We start from the raw sequence: 20,171 nt of genomic DNA, 5'->3' as shown, positions 1-20,171 counted from the left end.
AAGAGGATTTTTTATAAGATAAGAAGCCTTTGATCAGGCCATTGCAGCAAGCAAAATACTATTATATTTCGATTCTTCCGAATCACTTCTGGATGTCAGTACTATTGGAGCTGAAGCTCCTAAAATGACTGAAGCAACTTTTGCTTTAGCAAAGAACACCAGTGTTTTATAAAGTACATTACCTACTTCAATATCGGGCATTAGTAACAAGTCGGTATCACCAGCCACTTCACTTTTGATGCCTTTATGTTTGGCACTCTCAAAACTTACAGCATTATCAAATGCCAACGGACCATCAATGATACAATTTTTTATCTGATCTCGTTGATTCATCTTTGACAACAAAGCAGCATCTAATGTAGCCTGCATGCTTTCATTAACCATCTCAATGGCACCTAAAACAGCAACTTTAGGTTTCGATATTCCCATCTTATTCAAATATCCAACAGAGTTATTTACAATGTCGATCTTATCCTTTAAGTTGGGAGCTATATTCATGGCCACGTCAGTCACTGCTATAAGCTTATGATAGGTATTAACTTCAAATAAGGCAAAGTGCGACAGAAGTCTTCCGGTGCGCAAGCCCCATTCTTTATTCAAAACACCTTTCAGCAAGGTTGGTGTTGCCACCTTTCCTTTCATAAGAATATCTGCCTTTTGATCGTGGACCAATTTAACAGCAATTTGAACAGATTTTTCAGTATCGGGCTCATGTATAAAGGTTGCGTGGGAGAAATCATAACCTTTTGCCGCAATAATTGCTTCTGTTTCCGGTTTTGATCCGATCAATATAGGATCAATAATTCCGGCCTGATAAGCATTGTAAACCGCGTCGAGGGAGTGTCCGTCCTGCGACACGGCCAATGCTAATTTCTTCTTGACTTTATTTTGGAGAATAAGTTTTTGAAGATCATTAAGGGATTTAAACATAAAAATTGAGATTTGTTGATTGAGTTTTTATATCATCGATTAGCTAATTCTTCAACAATATTTTTGGTATCCAATGCTATAACTAATTCTTCGTTAGTTGGAACCACCATAACCGTTGTTTTGGAATTATCAGTACTAACTACCTTTTCATCCCCAATAACGCCGATATTAACCTCCTGGTTCACTTCAACACCTAAAAATTCAAGACCTTTACAGATTTCCTGTCTTCTCATACCTGAATTTTCTCCAATACCACCTGTAAAGATCAAAATATCGATACCACCCATTGCTGCTGCATATGCACCGATGTATTTTTTAACACGATAATCATACACATCCAATCCTAATTGAGCAACCTCATTTCCGTCAGCTGCAGCATCCTGAATCTCTCTCATATCTGAAGAAATTCCTGTCAAACCAAGCAATCCGCTATGCTTATTGAATAAAACACTGGCTGAACGAGTGCCAATTTTTTCTTTATCCATGATGTAAGTAACAGCTCCTAAGTCCAAATCTCCTGCACGAGTACCCATCACTAATCCTTCAAGTGGCGTAAAACCCATAGATGTATCAACCGATTCACCATTTTGAATGGCAGCTATTGAAGCACCGTTACCTAAGTGGCAAGATATGATCCGTTGTTCTTTATAATCCACCCCTAACATATCACAGGCACGTTTTGACACATAACGATGACTTGTTCCGTGAAATCCATAACGACGAATACCGTATTGATTATAAAGGGTTTTAGGAATTGCGTACATATATGCCTTCTTAGGCATTGTTTGATGGAAAGCAGTATCAAACACGCCACACTGAGGTACACTTGGTAACAACTGTGTAATGGCTTCGATCCCTTTTAAGTTTGGAGGATTGTGTAATGGTGCAAGGTCAATACATTCTTCCATTTTCTTGATAACATCATCAGTAATGTATACACTTGAATTAAACTCTTCTCCACCATGAACAACCCTGTGTCCAACAGCGTCAATTTCATCAAGGTTTTTAATACATCCGTGTTTCTCACTAATTAAAACACCTAAGATATAATCAATACCGGCCTGATGATCAAGAATCTCACCCTCCAGTAATACTTTACCACCGCTTTTCTGATGTTTTAAAAAAGAACCTTTTAAACCAATTTTTTCAACTACTCCGGCAACCATTACCTCCCATTCGGCGCCTTCCATATTAAATAACTGATATTTTATTGATGAACTACCACAGTTCAATACTAATATTTTCATGTCTATTTTCTTTGTTTTGACGATGCCAAGGCATCTTTCAACCATGTTTGTAACTCTGTTGGATAATTATATCTTGCGTACAAGATCTTCATTTGGTAAAATGTTTCCGTCTTTATCATAGCGATAAAATCCTACACCAACATTTTTACCTAAACGCTTGGCTCTAACCAATCTGCGAATCAATGGCGATGGAGTAAATTTCTGACTACCAAACTCTTCATGAAGATTAGTCATCCAACGCATTACTTTATCCAAACCAATAATATCGGCTGATTTAAAAGGACCAAAACGCATGCCCAATCCAATCTCCATGGTTTTATCAATATCCTCAAGAGTTGCAACACCTTCCATTAAAGTAGCACATGCTTCATTTAACAAAGTAACATACAGGCGAACACTTACGATACCAGCTGATTCTTCAACCGGAATAACATCGCGATTGATAAGTTTTACAAAAGTACAAACTCGCTGATATACCTCTTCAGAAGTGTACAACCCTTTTACTACCTCAATAATACGTGCCTCTGGAGATGTCACAAAGAAGTGAAGACTTACACAACGTTCTCTTATCTTTAATTCAGAAGCCAATTCTGTAATTACAATTGTTGTAGCATTTGTAGCAATAATTGCATCACTGCTTACTACTTCTTCCACTCTTCTGAAAACTTCTTTGCGTGTTTCAATATTACGAACACCAGTCTCGTCTGCACGAATAGCTTCAATAACAAAATCACAGGACGCAAGATCTTTATAATCCATAGATCCTTTAATACGACTCATGATAGCACGCTTATCACCAGGAGTTAACCCCCAGTTTTCAATACGGTTATCAAGCTCACTACCAATATTTTCAATTGCCTGGGTAATTTTGTCTTCACTTAACTCAATGAAAACAACTTCCATTCCATGCCAAGCAGCAATACGAGCAATACTTTGCCCTTCTTTTCCACATCCTACAACCCCAACTTTTGAAAAAAGAGTTTTACCCTTCTTTTTCTGACCTAAAGCATATAATTCAATAGGTTCTACAAGAATTTCAGCCATTATAATTATTTTTAATAATTTCCTGTTAGTTTTTATTTAATATTTCAAAGGTTTCTCTGGCTATAACAAGTTCTTCATTGGTATTAATAACTACAACCGTTACACTGGAATCGGAAGATGATATGACACCTGTTTGACCACAGGTACTTAAGTTCTGTTGCTGATCAATTTTCACCCCAAAAAAACTAAGTTTTTTACAAACCTCTTCTCTTACTTTAAATGAGTTCTCACCAACACCTCCAGTAAATACCAATGTATCCAGTCCATCCATAACACCCACGAAAGAAGCGATCTTTTTGCGTACACGATAAATGTACATGTCCAATGCAAGTTTCGCTCTGTAAACTCCATCAATTGCAGCCTGTTCAATATCTCTCATATCTGATGATAATTCAGATATTCCCTGTAATCCACTTTCTTTGTTTATCAGGCTAGAAATTCCCCGGATACTTAGTTGTTCCTTTTCTTCAAGAAATAATAACACTCCTGGATCGACAGAACCACAACGAGTCCCCATCATCAAACCAGTAACCGGAGTAAATCCCATTGAGGTATCAACCGATTCACCATTATCTATTGCAGTAATGGAAGCACCGTTACCCAGATGACATGTTATGATTTTTGATTTGGCAAAGTCCTTTTTACACAATTTGGCAGCTTCCTGAGCGACATATTTATGACTTATACCATGAAAACCATACCTGCGTATCTTATACTTCTCGTAATACTTGTATGGTATGCCGTATAAAAAAGCATGTTTAGGCATGGTCTGATGGAATGATGTATCGAAAACCGCTACCTGAGGCACATTGGGTAAAAGAACTTCAACAGATAAAATACCTTTAAGATTGGCGGGGTTGTGCAAAGGTGCAAGCTCAGCACACTCGGCAATTTGCTGTTTTACCTTTTCATTGATAATGATGCTGTCCTTAAATAATTCACCACCATGAACCACCCTATGACCAACCGCATTAATCTCGGATAGATCTTTTAAAACACCATCAGTTGCGTTTACCAGATGATCAAATATTAGTTTTAAACCTACTGTATGATCCGGAATACTTTTTTCAAAAACCAACTGCGGTACTCCTTTCACACATTGTTTCAGGGCACCTCCCTCAATCCCAATTCGTTCGATAACACCTTTGGCCATTAACTTTTCCTGCCCCTCGATGTTGAACAATTGGTATTTTATGGAAGAACTACCACTATTTAAAACCAATATGATCATTAACCTTGAAATATAAAGAGCCGGATAACCGGCTCTGAATTTATACTGTACCAGCTGCTTGGTTTGCAGTAATCGCTACCAGATTAACGATGTCGCTAACCGAACAACCACGGGATAAATCGTTGATTGGTGCTGCCATACCCTGTAAAATTGGTCCGATAGCTTCGGCATGCCCCATTCGTTGAACTAATTTATATGCAATATTTCCTGTTTCCAGGGTTGGAAATACCAAAACATTAGCCTGACCAGCGATTTCACTTCCCGGTGCTTTTTTCTGACCAATAGCAGGAATGATTGCTGCATCGGATTGCAATTCACCTTCTATTTTCATATCAGGAGCTTGCTGTTTAGCCAATTCAGTAGCTTTCACTACTTTATCAACCATTTCGTGTTTAGCACTTCCTTTTGTTGAAAAACTTAACATTGCGATCTTAGGTTCAAAACCAGCAATTGCTCTGGTTGTTTGTCCTGTTGAAACAGCTATTTCAGCTAATTCTTCAGCTGTAGGGTTTGGATGAACAGCACAATCTGCAAATACCATCATACCATCTTCTCCAAACTCTTTATCCTTCAATATCATAATAAACGCACCTGACACAACACTAATTCCTGGAGCAGTTTTTACATATTGAAAAGCAGGACGTAAAACATCTCCTGTTGCGTTGTCAGCTCCGGCAACTTCACCGTCAGCATCACCAGCCTTAATCATCATTACAGCCAGAAATAATGGATTCTTAATCAGTTGTAAAGCATCTTCTTTTGTAAGACCCTTACTTTTTCTGATTTCTACCATCAAATCAGTGTAAGAATCCAACTTATCATGATTTTCAGGATCGACAACAGTGGCCTTATCAATATTTTGAAGACCCATTTTTCCGGCCTCAGTTTTTACCTTTTCCGGATTACCAATTAATATAATTTCAGCGAATCCTTCACCTAAAATTACATCTGCTGCTTTCAAAGTTCTTTCTTCCAATCCTTCTGGAAGAACAATTCTCTTTTTGTTCTGACTAGCCTTAAGCTTGAGCTGTTCAATGAATTCCATTTCCGTTTCTAAAAAAGTTAAATTTTAGCAATTCCCACAAAGCTACTGCGAAATTTGCATATTTCATATGTATTTTATCATCAATTTAAGATGTTTAAAAACAGAAAACAGCCGTAAAACAAAGAAAAGAATCAATACTTTCAATTTGCAATACAAGCTCTTAATTCAGCTGAAAAACATCCAAATTTTACCTGATTTTTCGGAATAATTTCAATATTCACTTACAATTTGACATTCATCAAATTGTTTTCTAATTTGAAATCAAAAACAACATGCTTGACAACGTAACATTATTCGATCGATTATTTGATGAGTATCAAAACCTGAATCCTTCAGTTAAATTGATCCATCAATTATTCAATTCTCATAACGAAGTAATTATCAATGATCACATCGCATTCCGAACGTTCAATTACCCACTTGTTAACATAAATGCCTTGGCTAAGCCATTTCTTGAAAGAGGTTACAAAGAAAAGGGTTATTATCGTTTTGAACAAAAAAAATTGACAGCAAAACACTTCGAAATTGAAAATAATCCTTCTGCGCCAAAAATTTTCATTAGTCAATTGATGGTTGAAGAGCTATCAGAACCGGTTCAAAAAATATTAGATAAACACATAAATGAAAGCAAAGCCAAGATTCCGCAAGGTGATGATATCCTTTTTGCAGGTAATATTTGGGGAATACCAAGCTATCAAATATATGAAACACTTCTTGAAGAATCGGAATATGCAGCCTGGCTTTATATTTTTGGATTCAGAGCAAACCACTTTACGGTACTTGTAAATAAGCTTGAGCATATTCAAAGTCTGAAAGAACTCAATATATCATTAAAAGACAATGGTTTTAAACTAAACTCATCGGGTGGAGAAATTAAAGGTTCTCCTAGCGAATTTCTGGAACAATCCAGCACCTTAGCTGATATGGTTCAAATGGAATTTAAGGAAGGTACGTTTAATGTGCCTGCCTGCTATTATGAATTTGCACGACGGTACAAAATGCCTAACGGTAATTTATTCAATGGCTTTATCGCCAAATCAGCTGATAAAATTTTTGAAAGCACTAATTTTAGAAAATAACTTTAAACCCCATCGATTAGATGGGGCTTTCTATATTTTTAATAAACAGGAGGCGTGCCTCTTTTGGAGGTAATAACTACAACACCGTTTTTAGCTTTATCGCCATAAAGATTTGTTGCTTTACTACCTTTTAAAATACGAATGGACTTTACATTATAATCTTCAATAGTAAGATACCCTTCTACCAATTTATTATCAAGCACAAATAAAGGAGGTGCATCCAGAATATTAAACTCTTTCAACATATCTGCCAATGCACGTTCGTCTTGATTTAATGAAAATTTAACCGGAACCATCATTTGAGTATTCACTTCTTTTCCGCCTTTTTTTCCTGGTTTCCAGGGCCCTGTTTGCTTTACAAAATCCACAACTGCGGCATCCAACGTTTCGTCAACGCTTTTGTCAACTTTAACATCTTTAACAACACCAGTCGATGTGACAATAAAAGATACCCAAACATCTCCTTCAACACCTCTTAATTTGGCATTAGCAGGGTATTCAATATTTTTGGCAATGTACTTATTAAAATTACTCCCCCCTTTATTGAGTTTAGGAAGTTTGTCAACAACAGATTCAACTTGTTCTTCGCTTGAATCTGTTTGAGCAATGCTTTTTACATCAGCAAGAAAGAAGAAAACAATAATTAAAATGCAGGAAAAAGACTGAAAGGTTTTCATCGGATTAAGTATTAAATTATTTCTTTAATCAATACAATAATCATACCACTATCAATAACTTAATACACTTAAATATTACCCTCTGGAATTTCCTCTCATTTGTTCAATTTTCTTAAGAACCTCCTTTATACTGCTGTCTTCCATTGGAATATTCTTTTGTCCGACTTTTGATCCCGAATTACTTATGACTCTTTCGGCTTCTCCTCTCATCTTATTAGCCTCTTTCATTGCCTGAATCTCATCCTGGTATTTAATTCCTAACCGATTCATTAATTCGGTGAAGAATTCAACTTTGTCGTTTGATAAAATTACCTTAAAAGACCTCATAAAACTCTAATTTTATTTGACTTAATTCCATCTTTAATTAAAGTTAACAAAACTAAATTCAATAGTCAATTCCTTTTATCAATAATATTTCAATTCTTTACTAATAAATTTATAAAATAGTAAACTCATCTCTGTCTTTCCATACCGGAAACCTGTCCCGGAACTGAATTAATTCATCCTTTGAAATCTCTATTGATCTTACAGCCTGCTGACCGTCTTCGAATTGTAATACTGGACTCCCTTTAGGATTGACCACAACAGAATCACCACTATAACTACAATTCACATCCTTACCAACCCTATTTACACCAACTACAAAACACTGATTTTCAATTGATCTGGAACGCAACAAAACAGACCAAACCTCTCTTCTGGGTTGTGGCCAATTTGCAACATAAATCAGAAGATCATAATCAACGGTGTTTCTGCTCCAAACCGGAAATCGTAAATCATAACAAATCAACGGACATATTTTCCAACCTTTATATTCGAAAATTAATCGCTCCTGTCCTGCTTCGTAAAGTTCATTTTCTCCTCCAATTCCAAATAAATGCCGTTTATCGTAATATTTGAATTTTCCATCGGGATAAAAAACAAATAAGCGATTGAAAAACTTCTCTTCATTTGTAAAAACAACGCTTCCTATAAGGCAAACCTTTAAATCCTGAGCTTTATTTTTCATCCACGACAATACCTCATCCGAAAAAGATTGTGCTACATTTTGCGGATTCATTGTAAAACCGGCATGAAACATCTCTGGTAGCACAACCAAATCAACATTCGTATCCAACCCATCCAGCAGCCCATCAAGGTTTGTAAGATTCTCCTTTGTATTTTCCCAAACAATATCATGTTGTACCAAAGCAACATTTAAAACATTCATACCTCTTAGAATTGATAATTAAATTACAATTAAAGCTAATTGTATGATCAAAACAAAATACTCTAAAGTTATATTTTAAACATTTAATAGACTTTATGTGATATTTAATTTTTTATTTCGGAAAAGAGTATAATTTTGCGCGACTTAATTAAGGACAACATGAAAATATCTAAGCAAATTTACGGTGGCAACAAGCGCCGGCATATTATTGACTATCTCCTAATCGCAATTGGATCCTTTATTTTAGCAGCCGGATTCGTTTTATTTATAAATCCATATAAAATTGTTCCAGGCGGAGTTTACGGTCTTGGTATTGTTGTTCATCATATCATTCCAGCTATTCCTGTGGGAACATTTGGATTACTCTTAAATATTCCCCTTACACTAATTGGAATAAGAATTCTCGGTCCGAAATTTGGTATAAAAACAGTTGTAGGAATGGTATTAACAACCATCTTTATGGATTCTCTCACCTATTTTTTAGGAGAGCATGACCATTTAGGACTCCAAAACGACCTTTTACTCTCTTCTGTATTTGGAGGCATCGTTATCGGATTTGGTTTAGGTCTGATTTTTAAAGCCAAGGCAACATCAGGAGGGTCAGATATTGTAGCCATGATTGGAAATAAGTACACAAAAATATCAGTAGGTCAATTTCTTATTATTGTAGATTCAATTATTGTACTAACTGGTTTAGTTGTGTTTAAAGACTGGAAAATCCCATTGTATTCCTGGATCGTAATTTTCATTACAGGTAAGGTAATCGATATAACTCTTGATGGAATATCATATGAGAAGGCACTAATAATTATATCTGATAAACATGAAGTGATAAAAGATAGAATTTTAAACAGTCTGGAACGTGGAGGTACCTATTTTACCGGAGAAGGAATGTATAGTGGGAAGGAAAAGAAAGTAATATTTACAGTTGTGACACGAAGAGAGGTGAGCACATTACAAGCCATGATTAGCCAGATTGATCCAGAGGCTTTTTTAACTGTAATGGATACATCAGAAATATTAGGGGAAGGCTTTAAATCGCTTCAGGAAAAAGAAGAATAACTTAAAGGCAGATTTACCACATCAATAAGATTCGCTAGTTTTTAGCGGATCTTTTATTTTTCATATGAACCAAATTCACTAATTTGACATCATGAAAAAAAATCTATACATACCAAAACAAATTGCAGTAATCCTATTTATTGGTTTCGTCATTAACATTGGGCTATTAGCTCAAAAGGACACAACCTACACAAAAGAAGGATTTACTTTTGGTTTATTACCAGCCATATCGTTTGATGCCGATTTAGGATTTCAATACGGAGGTTTAACTAATTTGTACTGGTATGGAGATGGGAGTCGTTACCCTGAATACGATCACTCCTTATACATGGAAGCTTCAAAATACACTGCAGGCTCAACCCTACTAAGGTGTTACTATGATTCACCAATGACCATCAGAAATATAAGAACAACCGTAGATTTAACTTATTTCCGTGATTTAACAATGGATTTCTATGGATTCAATGGTTATCAATCGGTTTACGACAAGGAATGGGAAGATGATTCATCAAATGAGTATATATCTCGTGTGTTTTACAGACATCATCGCGACATGTTCAGAATCCTTACAAACTTTAAGGGCCGTTTGGGGTCAACGGATTCACCCTGGGAATGGATGGCCGGTTTTACCTTCTTTGATTTCAACATTAAATCAATTGATATTGAAAAGCTAAACCGAAAGCAAGATGAAGAAAATGCATTACCCGAATTACCGGGGCTTTACGACAAATACATCGATTGGGGAATCATAAAAAAAGAGGAGGCTAATGGTGGTAGTCATGCCTATTTAAAAGCTGGACTATCGTATGACACAAGGGATATTTTGGCTAATCCATCGAAGGGTATATGGACTGAGCTATTTTTTATTTATATGCCTTCTTTTTTCTCAAGTTTTGATCATTCATATACAAGAATAAACCTGTTCCATCGCCAATATTTTGCATTAAGTTCGAAACGAAATCTCATTTTTGCATACCGGATTGGATTGCAGCACAAACTCTCTGGTGATATTCCATTTTATCTATTGCCACATATGGCATCCAGCGTGCTAACTTCGGCCACTTCCCAAGGTTTGGGAGGAGCAAAAACATTGAGAGGCATTAGCAGAAACCGAGTGGTAGGTGACGGTAACTTACTTGCCAATATTGAATTACGTTGGAAAATATGGAGAACAAAACTTTTCAAACAAGATTTTTATCTCGGTTCGAATTATTTTGTTGACATGGGTATGATCACCCAGAAATATAAAATTGATTTAACAGAGGCCCGAAACCAATTAGGTAGTGATTACCCACTCTATTTCAAAGAAGCTAATGATAAGTTACACTTTAGCTATGGCATTGGTCTTAAAGGTGCGCTCAACGAAAATTTTGTTCTCTCTGCCGACTATGGAATTGCAGCCAATAAACAAGATGGCACATCAGGTCTTTACATCACACTTAATTATTTGTTTTAAATCCAGGTTAACAACATCGCCATCGCATAACCAAGATAGTTACCAACAGCATAACCAATCAAACCAATGGTAAGTCCGGGAACAATGATCTCTCTGTTTTTTAATGACCCTGCCACTACAGGCACAAAAGGAGGACTACATATCAATGCTGCCGAGGTAACAATTACAGTATCAGCATCTAGTTTTTTAATTTTGGCCAATAAAACATGTAGTATCAGACTAACAAACACAACAAAAGTAATATAGCCAAAGATAGATGGATTTATATTGGTAAAATTATTCACACTAACCTTAGAAGCAACAACAACACTAAAAATCAGAATCAGATACATGCCAAGGTCAAATGTACCCTCTGTACTATGAACCTTTTTAAATGAAGAACCAATGATACCAAATGCGGTAATTAAAAAGATAAAGACCACCATTTTCATCGATTCCGAAACTAGCATCATAATTCCACCAGCCACAGCAACCAATCCCAGTGCTATAAGTAAAACAATAAGTAAGCGTTTTCTTTGAGAGCTATTTTTAAGTACTAACCACAATGAGGTTGCATCAGCTTCTTTCCAATCATTCAACTTTTGAGGCTTATATGAAGGCAATACATAACCAAATAATTTTTGCCCCAATCCCATCAATACAAAGAGATATACGGCTCCAATTGCCATATCGTAAGAATGAACAGCCAGATAAACCTCTTCATCTACATTCAAAAGCATTTTTAAAGACGCAAGATTGGGAGTTCCACCACTATAAATACCTACAAGCATACCACCTACCTTGCTAAATTCTGGCAATGATTCCCCATTAAACAGGAAGAAACCTAACATCACCGAAATAAAAACTGCAACTAAGGCAAATATTAATGAATAAAATGGCTTGAGAGCCAACTTTCTCCAGCCTTTAACATTAGAAGTGAAAAGCATCAAAGGAATTGCTAATGGTACCGTTACTTCCATGATAGTGTCCTGCAGTTTATAAAACTCTTCATTAGAAGCTCCCAAAGGACCAAGAATTAAACCAAAAACATAACAAAGAACTACAGTCCCTATTTTATTTAAAAACTCAAATCTATTACAAAGAAATATAGCCAATACTGGCAATAAAACATATAAGAATATCAAAACTAATCCCATAACCCGGTTGTATAAATGCAAAATTACAGTTTTCTCACTGATCCTGCATTATTTCTTTTAAGGCATTGGCAATATTCTGTCTTACATCAGAAAAAGATTCTGTAAACCCATTGACCATCACACAAACCGCTAATTCCTTACCCGATTTAGTTGTCAGGTATCCACAATAGCACAATACATTATTCATCGATCCACTCTTTCCTATAAATCTTCCATCGATTTCTTCAGTCTTAAATAAGCTCTTAAGTGTACCATCTTCTCCAGCCACTGATAACGACTGTCGAAAATCTTCTGAATAACTTTGATGATTAATATACTTCAATGCCTCTACCATATCTCTGGATGAAAATCGATTAAAAGGAGATAATCCACTTCCATCATTGAACGCACCGGTAAAACCATCAATTCTGCTTTTCCAAAATAAATTGAGTTCTGAGGATGCATTATCCCAACCTGCTTTTTTACCTTTTTCAAAAGCCAATTGAAAAAAAACGTGATCAGCATAAAGGTTGAAACTCTTCTTATTAATCACTTTAACTATTTCCAATAAACTGGGGGATTCAAGCTTAAGCAACAACTTTTTGTTCTTTATATCATCGGTTTTGATCTTTTTAATAGCACCAACAACCTGAATGCCATGTTTTGTCAGAAATTTTTTGAAGTTAAAACCTAAAGTCTGAGCTGGATCAGGCAATGCTCCTTTAATAACAAAGGCTTCTCTGCCAGCCGGTATTGAACCACTCACATACCAGTTATCCATCTCAGGGTGCCCATAGATATAAGCGCTATCTTTATTAACTGAAGAACTTAACACATAGCATTTTAATTCTTTATTAATTTCTGGGTCACACTTTACAACTTTACATAACTGCCCCACCTTTTTGGGTGATGACAAAGTCAACTTAAAAGCATTTTCCCTGAATGACAAACCACTTGGAGGAGCGCCATAATAATTTGCGATATCTTCCCAATTACGTTTGGATGGAAACTTGATTCCCGAAAACAGGAAATCATCAACGAAGATATCTTCAACTTTTTGAATGTTTTGTCTCTTCAATTCATTCAATATCTTATTATAGACAGATTCTTCTTTTGTATAATCCCATCGATCAGAACCCAAGGTTGGATCACCTCCCCCTTTTATGATAATTGAATTATTCTTCTTTGAGGTAGAAACTGAATAAATTTGTGTTTCGAATCGAAAATCACTTCCCAATATTTCCAATGCGTCAGCAGTAGTAAATATCTTGGTTAATGAAGCAGGAATTAATCTTTTTTGCTCATTTAATGAAGCCACAGATTCATTTGAATTGATATCAACGACACAAGCACTGACAAAGCCATTAATACTTATCTGATTAAATGCCTGAATAAATTTATCATCTTCTGGTATTGAATTTGAACATGCTATCAGACCAAGACATAAAATGACAATTGATTTTTTTAATTTACTAACCACCCCCAACTTGTTCATCTAATCTTATTATTTCGTTTTTACGATGAGTAAGATACACATAATAATTCTTCGCATCCTCCGATTCTTCCTTATAAAGTGAATTCATCATTCTTTTATAAACCTCATAACTCTTGAACGCCCATATTAATGCGTTATTAATGTCTCCTTCTCTCTCAAGGGTAACGGCTATATTATGAGCAGCCCTGGCTTTTTCCAATTCTTTCCCTTTCTCATAAATATAACCCCACAATTTACGTGCTTCATCTGTATTGTTTTTACCTAACCATTCATTAGCTTCTACAAAATAGCTATTCCCTTTAATAAATAAATTACGTTCAATCCTTTCCCATTCAGGAACCATCATCCCAGAAAATTCATCACCCATGTAAAAAGCAAATTCTGTATTGGCTTTTTCCAATGTAGGAAAACCGATTAATGAAACATCCATATTATAACCATCACCATACCAATAGATTGTATCTTTTTGCATTTCGCTTATTATTGATTCATAGGTATATCCATCATACATACGCCAATAATTAAACCCATAAACCCCCAAAGTCGAAAAGCAAATTTCAGGATGATTCTCAAGTTCCAACTTTGTTCCATAAACATAAGCTTCTAATGCCAATACAGCATCAGCATTATACTTGCCGCAAATATTTTTGATTTGCTCTTCTGATAATTTTTCAATCGGATTACTTGGCAACACTTTTTTATAATGAATGGTGTCGTAGTAGACTGTATCAAAAAAGTTCTTGTAAAGTAAAGAGTGCCTTAAACTAACCAAAACAGAATCAGGGTAACCTACAAACAAGGAAGTATCCAGCACCTGACTTTGTCCATCAATATTTGCAATATGAATATCCTTTCGCTCATAAGGATAGCTGTTATTAATTAATACAACTGACTTAACTTCTGGAGGAACAGTATATTTTGCCGGACGAAGAATTTCGTAACTTATAATAGAACTTGTTGAACTGCAAGCAACCAACAATACTGCAAGGATTAAAGAAAGTGTATATTTCATCATAGAACAAGTATCTTACCAAGAGCTCATTGAATCACCAACCTCTTTACTTCCATCAGAACAACCTCTTGAATATTGGCTAAGGATTGAATAATTAGCATAATAACAAAAATCAAACCAAAGACACCATAAAAATAAAAAAGGGCGGTTAAAAAACCACCCTTTATCTATGATTTTGTATTTTTCTTACATATTCATTCCACCACAAACATGAATAGTTTGTCCACTAACATATGAAGACAAATCAGAACCCAGAAATACACAGATGTTTGCAACATCTTCAGGAGTTCCACCACGTTTCAAAGGAATTTTTGCTTCCCAGTCTTTCTTAACCTCTTCAGGTAATTTTCCTGTCATTTCTGTAATGATAAAACCAGGAGCAATAGCATTACTTCTGATTCCACGGGAACCTAATTCTTTAGCAATCGATTTAGTAAAACCAATCATACCTGCTTTAGAAGCTGAATAGTTGGCCTGACCAGCATTACCGCTTACACCAACAACAGAGCTCATGTTAATAATTGAACCTGAACGCTGACGCAACATTGTTGGCTGAACAGCTTTGGTAAAGTTAAATACCGATTTAAGGTTAACGTTGATAACAGCATCCCACTGATCTTCAGTCATGCGCATCAACAAAGTATCTTTTGTAATACCTGCATTGTTGATCAATACATCTACAGCACCAAAATCTTTTACGATTTCAGCAACTACTTTTTGAGTGTCTTCAAAGTTACTCGCATCAGAAGCATATCCTTTAGCCTTAACTCCAAGTGCTTCAAGCTCTTTTTCAGTTTCCTGAACAGCTTCATTATAGGCCAAATCGGTGAATGCAATATTACATCCTTCCTGAGCAAAGCGTAAAGCAATTGCTTTTCCGATTCCACGGCCAGCACCTGTTACTATAGCTGTTTTTCCTTCTAATAACTTCATAATTTTGTCTTATTTAAGTTATAAATATGCTAAACTCTATATCTTACGGTTCAGCAATTTCATCCATAAAATCTCTTTTGAACATTCAACTTTTATAGTCGAATTCGCCTGAGAATCAAATGCAGCAACAAAAATATAACAATTATCAGCTTTTCACCACATTTTTAAAAAAATGAATGCAATCGTCCTATTTTTGAGATTTGTCGAACCAAGCAACATGAAAGGAAATAAAAAGCCGAAATCAAACTAGTGACCCCGGCTTTTAATGTGAAGTATACGAATCTTTCTATTTGCCTAAAGCTTTTACCATTGTTGAACCTAAATCAGCAGGTGATTCAACAACATATAAACCACACTCGCGCATGATTTTCATTTTAGCTGCTGCCGTATCATCTTTACCTCCGATAATTGCACCAGCATGCCCCATTCGTCTTCCTTTGGGAGCAGTCTGACCAGCTATAAAGCCTACTACAGGTTTGGTTCCATTTTCTTTAATCCAACGAGCAGCATCCGTCTCCATGCTTCCACCAATCTCCCCTATCATAATAATTCCTTCTGTTTCCGGATCGTTCATTAGTAGTTCAACTGCCTCTTTTGTTGTAGTTCCAATAATAGGATCTCCTCCAATACCAATACAAGTACTTTGTCCTAAGCCTTGCTTTGTCAACTGATCTACAGCCTCATAGGTTAATGTACCAGAACGACTAACAACTCCAATCGTTCCTTTTTGATGAATAAATCCAGGCATAATGCCCACTTTAGCCTCTCCAGGAGTTATTACACCCGGACAATTAGGTCCGATTAAACGAACATCCTTGCCATCGAGATATTTTTTTACTTTAACCATATCTGATGTTGGTATTCCTTCAGTAATGGCAACAATTACAGATATACCGGCTTCTGCTGCTTCCATGATGGCATCGGCAGCAAATGGAGGGGGTACAAAAATAGCTGAAACATCAGCTTTTGTTTTTTCAACAGCCTCTGAAACTGAGTTAAAAACCGGCAATTGCAGATGACGGGTTCCTCCTTTTCCAGGTGTTACACCACCAACAACATTCGTTCCGTATTCAATCATTTGAGTTGCGTGAAATGTACCTTCACTTCCGGTAAAACCTTGTATGATAACTTTTGAATCCTTTTTAACTAAAACACTCATAGGGTAAAAGATTTATTAGCATTTATTGATTTAAAGAGTATTGTGTTTAAATTCTTACTGTAAATAACCGTTTACTATCCTGTTTGTTTCAATTTATTTTAAAAAGCACATTGACAAAAAATCCAAATCATAAGATTATCAATGTTATTACTTATAATTTTAAATGATTATTAGTTAATTACATTGCTGAACAACAAGTTTTAATATCTTTACTGCTACAAAATAAAAATGATTAATCACCCTAATTTTTCGAGTTCAGATTATGACGTTCAAAAATTTGGCCCTTCAACTTTTTGCATTTCTTTTTAGTTGTTCTGTTCTTGCTGATAATCTGCCGGATGAAATAAAAAAACATCTGTTATTGGCACATCCTACTCAAGGAACTATCGAAGTAATGTATGCACTTCAAAAAAGTGGACAAGTTGATTTCAGTACAATGAAATTATCAGGTGTATATCACAAAGATGAAGCTTATGATTATTCTCAATCATCCAAAATGCTTGATACCATAAGTTGTTTCAAAATGGATCTGATAAGAGTGACTGACACCTTATTTTTGGATAGTTTATATTGTAAAAATAAATGCAGCGCCACCTTTAACGAGTTATTTACAAACAGTGATGGTATTATATTTTTTGGTGGCCCAGATATCCCACCAGCAATGTATAATGAAAAACCGCATCCAAGAACTGAAGTTACTGATCCCTACCGTCACTATTTTGAAGCGTCCTTTTTATTTCATCTACTAGGTGGATATCAGGATGCAACCTTCAAACCTCTGTTGGATGCCAAACAAGATTATTTCATCCTGGGTATCTGCCTGGGTATGCAAACCATGAATGTAGCCACTGGAGGAACAATTATTCAGGATATTCCTTCTGAAATTTTCAATAGCAGTGAAAAAAAGGGCTTATCCAACCTTTCCAATGAAGAGATTCATCGAAACTATTATCCTCATTCTACTGGCCAAAAAAAATTGGCAGGATCACACTTTCACCGAATTCAGTTTAAAGACTATTTTTTCGTAGACTTATTAGACATTGATGCTACAGAAAAACCACAAATAAACAGCTATCACCATCAGGCAGTTGAAAAACTTGGTAAAGGCTTTAAGGTTGGAGCCACCTCGTTGGATGAGAAGATAATCGAAGGTATGTTCCATTCATACTACCCTAATGTTATGGCCGTGCAATTTCATCCCGAACGGGCACAGTTCTTTTTAAAAACCAGGAAATTTCAATTTGTACCCAATGGTCCGCAAAAATCATTAAACAAATGGATTGATGAGGACAGCATGGAGTTTCATTATAAATTCTGGAAAGCTATCAATGCTATCCTAAACGAGAGTTTATAATAAAATGATTTCTTATGTCAGATTTACAACTGATAGATAAACTGAATAGTAAACTCAGAAATCCTTTAAAAGAGCATAAAAAATTAACATGGTTTTTAAAAGGTTATCAATTAGATGAAGATGATCAGGTAACACACCTGAATGTTTTTAAATCAGGTTTCGGGAATGATATACCGGAAGAGATTTTCCAATTTAAACATTTAAAACAGTTGGATCTTAGGGAAAACAACATTTCATCAATACCTGAAAAAATAAGTCAATTAGAAGAATTAAAAATTCTTGATATCAGACTTAATCAATTAACCGATTTACCATTCGAACTGGCTCAGCTTTTTAATTTAGAAAAGCTTTATCTGGCAAACAACCGCTTTGAAAACATTCCAAAGGTGATTTCAAATTTGGAATCGCTGTGGTTAATTGATTTCAGTGAAAACAGTATTACCAGCAGATGTGAGCTTCTGTTACAGGCTGAAATGCTAACCAATATTTATCTAAAAGATAACAAAATAGTTGAGTTCCCCTTTAACATGATTGAAGGATATATCGATGAACTTGTTCTAATGGATAATCCTCACAAAATTGTTGAGGGGTTCACACACGAATTAATCAACAAGCTTATTTTGTAAGGTCATAGTACATACAATGGCAGAATCAAAAACACCTAATTAAATTCTTACTACTTTTGCAAAAAATTTAGTTATGCAATTCAACGATACTATTTGTGCAATTTCAACTGCCCAAGGCATGGGAGCCATTGCCGTTATTCGTTTATCTGGTCCAAAAAGCTTTTCCATTTGTCAAGATATTTTTGAACCTGCCAAAGAAGGTAAAGTTTTAGCCAATCAAAAAGCAAACACCATTCACTTTGGAACCATTAAAGACGAAGAAACAAGTATCGACGAAGTACTTATCAGCTTATTTAAAGATCCTCATTCCTTTACCGGTGAAGACATAACTGAGATTGCTTGTCATGGATCACCCTATATTCAGCAACAGATTCTTCAATTATTAATCAGACATGGTGCGCGATTAGCCAAACCAGGCGAATTTACGCAACGTGCCTTTTTAAATGGTAAGATGGACTTAAGTCAGGCTGAAGCAGTTGCCGACTTGATTGCCTCCAGAAGTGAAGCTGCACGACGAGTGGCTTTGCAACAGATGCGGGGAGGTTTCTCAAATGAGTTAATCAATCTAAGAGCACAATTATTAAATTTTATCTCTTTGGTTGAGTTAGAGCTAGACTTCAGCGAAGAAGATGTTGAATTTGCCAATCGTGATGAACTAACTAAACTGGTAACAAATATTTCCACCTTACTGACAAAACTGATAAAATCGTTTTCTTTAGGTAACGTTATTAAAAATGGTATTCCGGTTGCCATTGTTGGTCATACCAATGCCGGTAAATCAACCTTGCTGAACACTTTACTGCAGGAAGAGAAAGCCATTGTTTCTGATATTCACGGCACAACCCGCGATGTTATTGAAGACACCATAAACATTGAAGGCATCACCTTCCGTTTTATTGACACAGCCGGAATAAGGGACACTGCTGATAAAATTGAATCTCTGGGAATTGAAAGAACCTACAATAAGATCAGTAAGGCACAGATAGTACTTCTGATGCTCGACGTGAACGATCCGGATGATAAGATTCATGAAGCCATTGATAATGTTAAAAGCAGGATGAATGAAAGTCAGCAATTAATTGTTGTGGTAAATAAAACAGACCTGCTTGAAGATATTGTTGTTGAGAATCGCTTCCACGAAACCTCATTCCGGGAACTAACAGGTACGGATGCTATTGTGCCCATCTCGGCTAAACTTCATACCAATATTGACGAGTTAACCTCAGAATTACTTAAGACAGTTAATCTTACGGCATTGGACAATGACGAAGTTATTGTTACCAACGCCCGTCACTACGAAGCTCTTCAAAATTCATATGAAGCCATCTTAAGAGTTTCGGAAGGTTTATCATCTGGTATCAGTGGTGACTTTTTAGCACAGGATATCAGAGAAGTATTGCATTACTTAGGTGAAATAACTGGTCAGATCAACACTGATGAAATATTGGGTAATATCTTTAAGAATTTCTGTATCGGAAAGTAAATAGCCATTTTTC

At 35.8% G+C, this 20,171-nt stretch carries 19 protein-coding genes; 6 read left to right on the top strand and 13 right to left on the bottom strand.

What is annotated here, in order from left to right; genetic code table 11:
- Nucleotides 1-33: 33 nt before the first annotated feature.
- The 5 genes from ACRD62_RS16705 to pta form a co-directional block, all read right to left on the bottom strand.
- Nucleotides 34-930, bottom strand: coding sequence for a bifunctional enoyl-CoA hydratase/phosphate acetyltransferase (locus ACRD62_RS16705; protein ID WP_430821264.1), 897 nt, complete (start codon nucleotides 928-930; stop codon nucleotides 34-36).
- Between the two features lie 32 nt (nucleotides 931-962).
- Nucleotides 963-2,177 carry an acetate/propionate family kinase gene (locus tag ACRD62_RS16700; RefSeq protein WP_430821263.1) on the bottom strand — a complete coding sequence of 405 codons (1,215 nt, stop codon included), beginning with the start codon at nucleotides 2,175-2,177 and terminating at the stop codon, nucleotides 963-965.
- Between the two features lie 66 nt (nucleotides 2,178-2,243).
- Nucleotides 2,244-3,221 (bottom strand): 3-hydroxyacyl-CoA dehydrogenase family protein, encoded by a 978-nt coding sequence (locus ACRD62_RS16695; protein WP_430821262.1) that lies wholly within the window; start codon nucleotides 3,219-3,221, stop codon nucleotides 2,244-2,246.
- 25 nt (nucleotides 3,222-3,246) lie between these two features.
- Nucleotides 3,247-4,452: an acetate kinase gene (locus tag ACRD62_RS16690; protein WP_430821261.1), complete on the bottom strand. Its 1,206-nt coding sequence runs from the start codon at nucleotides 4,450-4,452 to the stop codon at nucleotides 3,247-3,249.
- A 40-nt stretch (nucleotides 4,453-4,492) separates the two neighbouring features.
- The gene (gene pta, locus ACRD62_RS16685) at nucleotides 4,493-5,497 is read right to left on the bottom strand and encodes a phosphate acetyltransferase (RefSeq protein ID WP_430821260.1); all 1,005 of its coding nucleotides are present in this window, start codon (nucleotides 5,495-5,497) and stop codon (nucleotides 4,493-4,495) included.
- Nucleotides 5,498-5,769: 272 nt separating this feature from the next.
- Here pta and ACRD62_RS16680 point away from each other — a divergent pair, with 272 nt between their 5' ends.
- Complete coding sequence (locus ACRD62_RS16680) at nucleotides 5,770-6,576, top strand: DUF1338 domain-containing protein (protein ID WP_430821259.1); 807 nt, start codon at nucleotides 5,770-5,772, stop codon at nucleotides 6,574-6,576.
- 38 nt (nucleotides 6,577-6,614) lie between these two features.
- Here ACRD62_RS16680 and ACRD62_RS16675 read toward each other — a convergent pair whose 3' ends face one another.
- The 3 genes from ACRD62_RS16675 to ACRD62_RS16665 form a co-directional block, all read right to left on the bottom strand.
- Nucleotides 6,615-7,253: an energy transducer TonB gene (locus tag ACRD62_RS16675; protein ID WP_430821258.1), complete on the bottom strand. Its 639-nt coding sequence runs from the start codon at nucleotides 7,251-7,253 to the stop codon at nucleotides 6,615-6,617.
- A gap of 75 nt (nucleotides 7,254-7,328) precedes the next feature.
- Complete coding sequence (locus ACRD62_RS16670; protein ID WP_430821257.1) at nucleotides 7,329-7,580, bottom strand: hypothetical protein; 252 nt, start codon at nucleotides 7,578-7,580, stop codon at nucleotides 7,329-7,331.
- 109 nt (nucleotides 7,581-7,689) lie between these two features.
- A complete protein-coding gene (locus ACRD62_RS16665; protein ID WP_430821256.1) occupies nucleotides 7,690-8,463 on the bottom strand; it encodes an amidohydrolase in 774 nt (257 codons plus the stop codon).
- A gap of 159 nt (nucleotides 8,464-8,622) precedes the next feature.
- On the opposite strand from ACRD62_RS16665, the gene ACRD62_RS16660 reads away from it, so the two are divergent.
- Complete coding sequence (locus tag ACRD62_RS16660) at nucleotides 8,623-9,525, top strand: YitT family protein (RefSeq protein ID WP_430821255.1); 903 nt, start codon at nucleotides 8,623-8,625, stop codon at nucleotides 9,523-9,525.
- A gap of 91 nt (nucleotides 9,526-9,616) precedes the next feature.
- A complete protein-coding gene (gene omp85, locus ACRD62_RS16655) occupies nucleotides 9,617-10,981 on the top strand; it encodes an Omp85 family outer membrane protein (protein ID WP_430821254.1) in 1,365 nt (454 codons plus the stop codon).
- Here omp85 and ACRD62_RS16650 read toward each other — a convergent pair.
- From ACRD62_RS16650 to sucD, 5 genes are all read right to left on the bottom strand, one after another.
- Complete coding sequence (locus ACRD62_RS16650; RefSeq protein WP_430821253.1) at nucleotides 10,978-12,117, bottom strand: DUF819 family protein; 1,140 nt, start codon at nucleotides 12,115-12,117, stop codon at nucleotides 10,978-10,980. The genes omp85 and ACRD62_RS16650 overlap by 4 nt on opposite strands.
- A 34-nt stretch (nucleotides 12,118-12,151) precedes the next feature.
- A complete protein-coding gene (gene dacB / locus ACRD62_RS16645; protein ID WP_430821252.1) occupies nucleotides 12,152-13,591 on the bottom strand; it encodes a D-alanyl-D-alanine carboxypeptidase/D-alanyl-D-alanine endopeptidase in 1,440 nt (479 codons plus the stop codon).
- Nucleotides 13,569-14,606, bottom strand: coding sequence for a DUF6340 family protein (locus ACRD62_RS16640; RefSeq protein ID WP_430821251.1), 1,038 nt, complete (start codon nucleotides 14,604-14,606; stop codon nucleotides 13,569-13,571). Before ACRD62_RS16640 ends, dacB begins: the two co-directional genes overlap by 23 nt.
- Nucleotides 14,607-14,789: 183 nt before the next feature.
- Complete coding sequence (gene fabG, locus ACRD62_RS16635; RefSeq protein WP_430821250.1) at nucleotides 14,790-15,536, bottom strand: 3-oxoacyl-[acyl-carrier-protein] reductase; 747 nt, start codon at nucleotides 15,534-15,536, stop codon at nucleotides 14,790-14,792.
- Nucleotides 15,537-15,822: 286 nt separating this feature from the next.
- Complete coding sequence (gene sucD / locus ACRD62_RS16630; RefSeq protein ID WP_430821249.1) at nucleotides 15,823-16,695, bottom strand: succinate--CoA ligase subunit alpha; 873 nt, start codon at nucleotides 16,693-16,695, stop codon at nucleotides 15,823-15,825.
- 262 nt (nucleotides 16,696-16,957) lie between these two features.
- On the opposite strand from sucD, the gene ACRD62_RS16625 reads away from it, so the two are divergent.
- From ACRD62_RS16625 to mnmE, 3 genes are all read left to right on the top strand, one after another.
- Nucleotides 16,958-18,049, top strand: a complete 1,092-nt coding sequence (locus tag ACRD62_RS16625; RefSeq protein WP_430821248.1) for a gamma-glutamyl-gamma-aminobutyrate hydrolase family protein — start codon at nucleotides 16,958-16,960, stop codon at nucleotides 18,047-18,049.
- A gap of 14 nt (nucleotides 18,050-18,063) precedes the next feature.
- Nucleotides 18,064-18,675 (top strand): leucine-rich repeat domain-containing protein, encoded by a 612-nt coding sequence (locus ACRD62_RS16620; protein ID WP_430821247.1) that lies wholly within the window; start codon nucleotides 18,064-18,066, stop codon nucleotides 18,673-18,675.
- Nucleotides 18,676-18,748: 73 nt separating this feature from the next.
- Complete coding sequence (gene mnmE, locus ACRD62_RS16615; protein ID WP_430821246.1) at nucleotides 18,749-20,158, top strand: tRNA uridine-5-carboxymethylaminomethyl(34) synthesis GTPase MnmE; 1,410 nt, start codon at nucleotides 18,749-18,751, stop codon at nucleotides 20,156-20,158.
- Nucleotides 20,159-20,171: the final 13 nt, after the last annotated feature.

Origin of the sequence: Carboxylicivirga caseinilyticus (assembly GCF_050589785.1) — a bacterium.
Taxonomy (GTDB): Bacteria; Bacteroidota; Bacteroidia; order Bacteroidales; family Marinilabiliaceae; genus Carboxylicivirga; species Carboxylicivirga caseinilyticus.
Note: the sequence above shows the minus strand (reverse complement) of the source record. Positions and strands in the feature narration are given on the sequence as shown.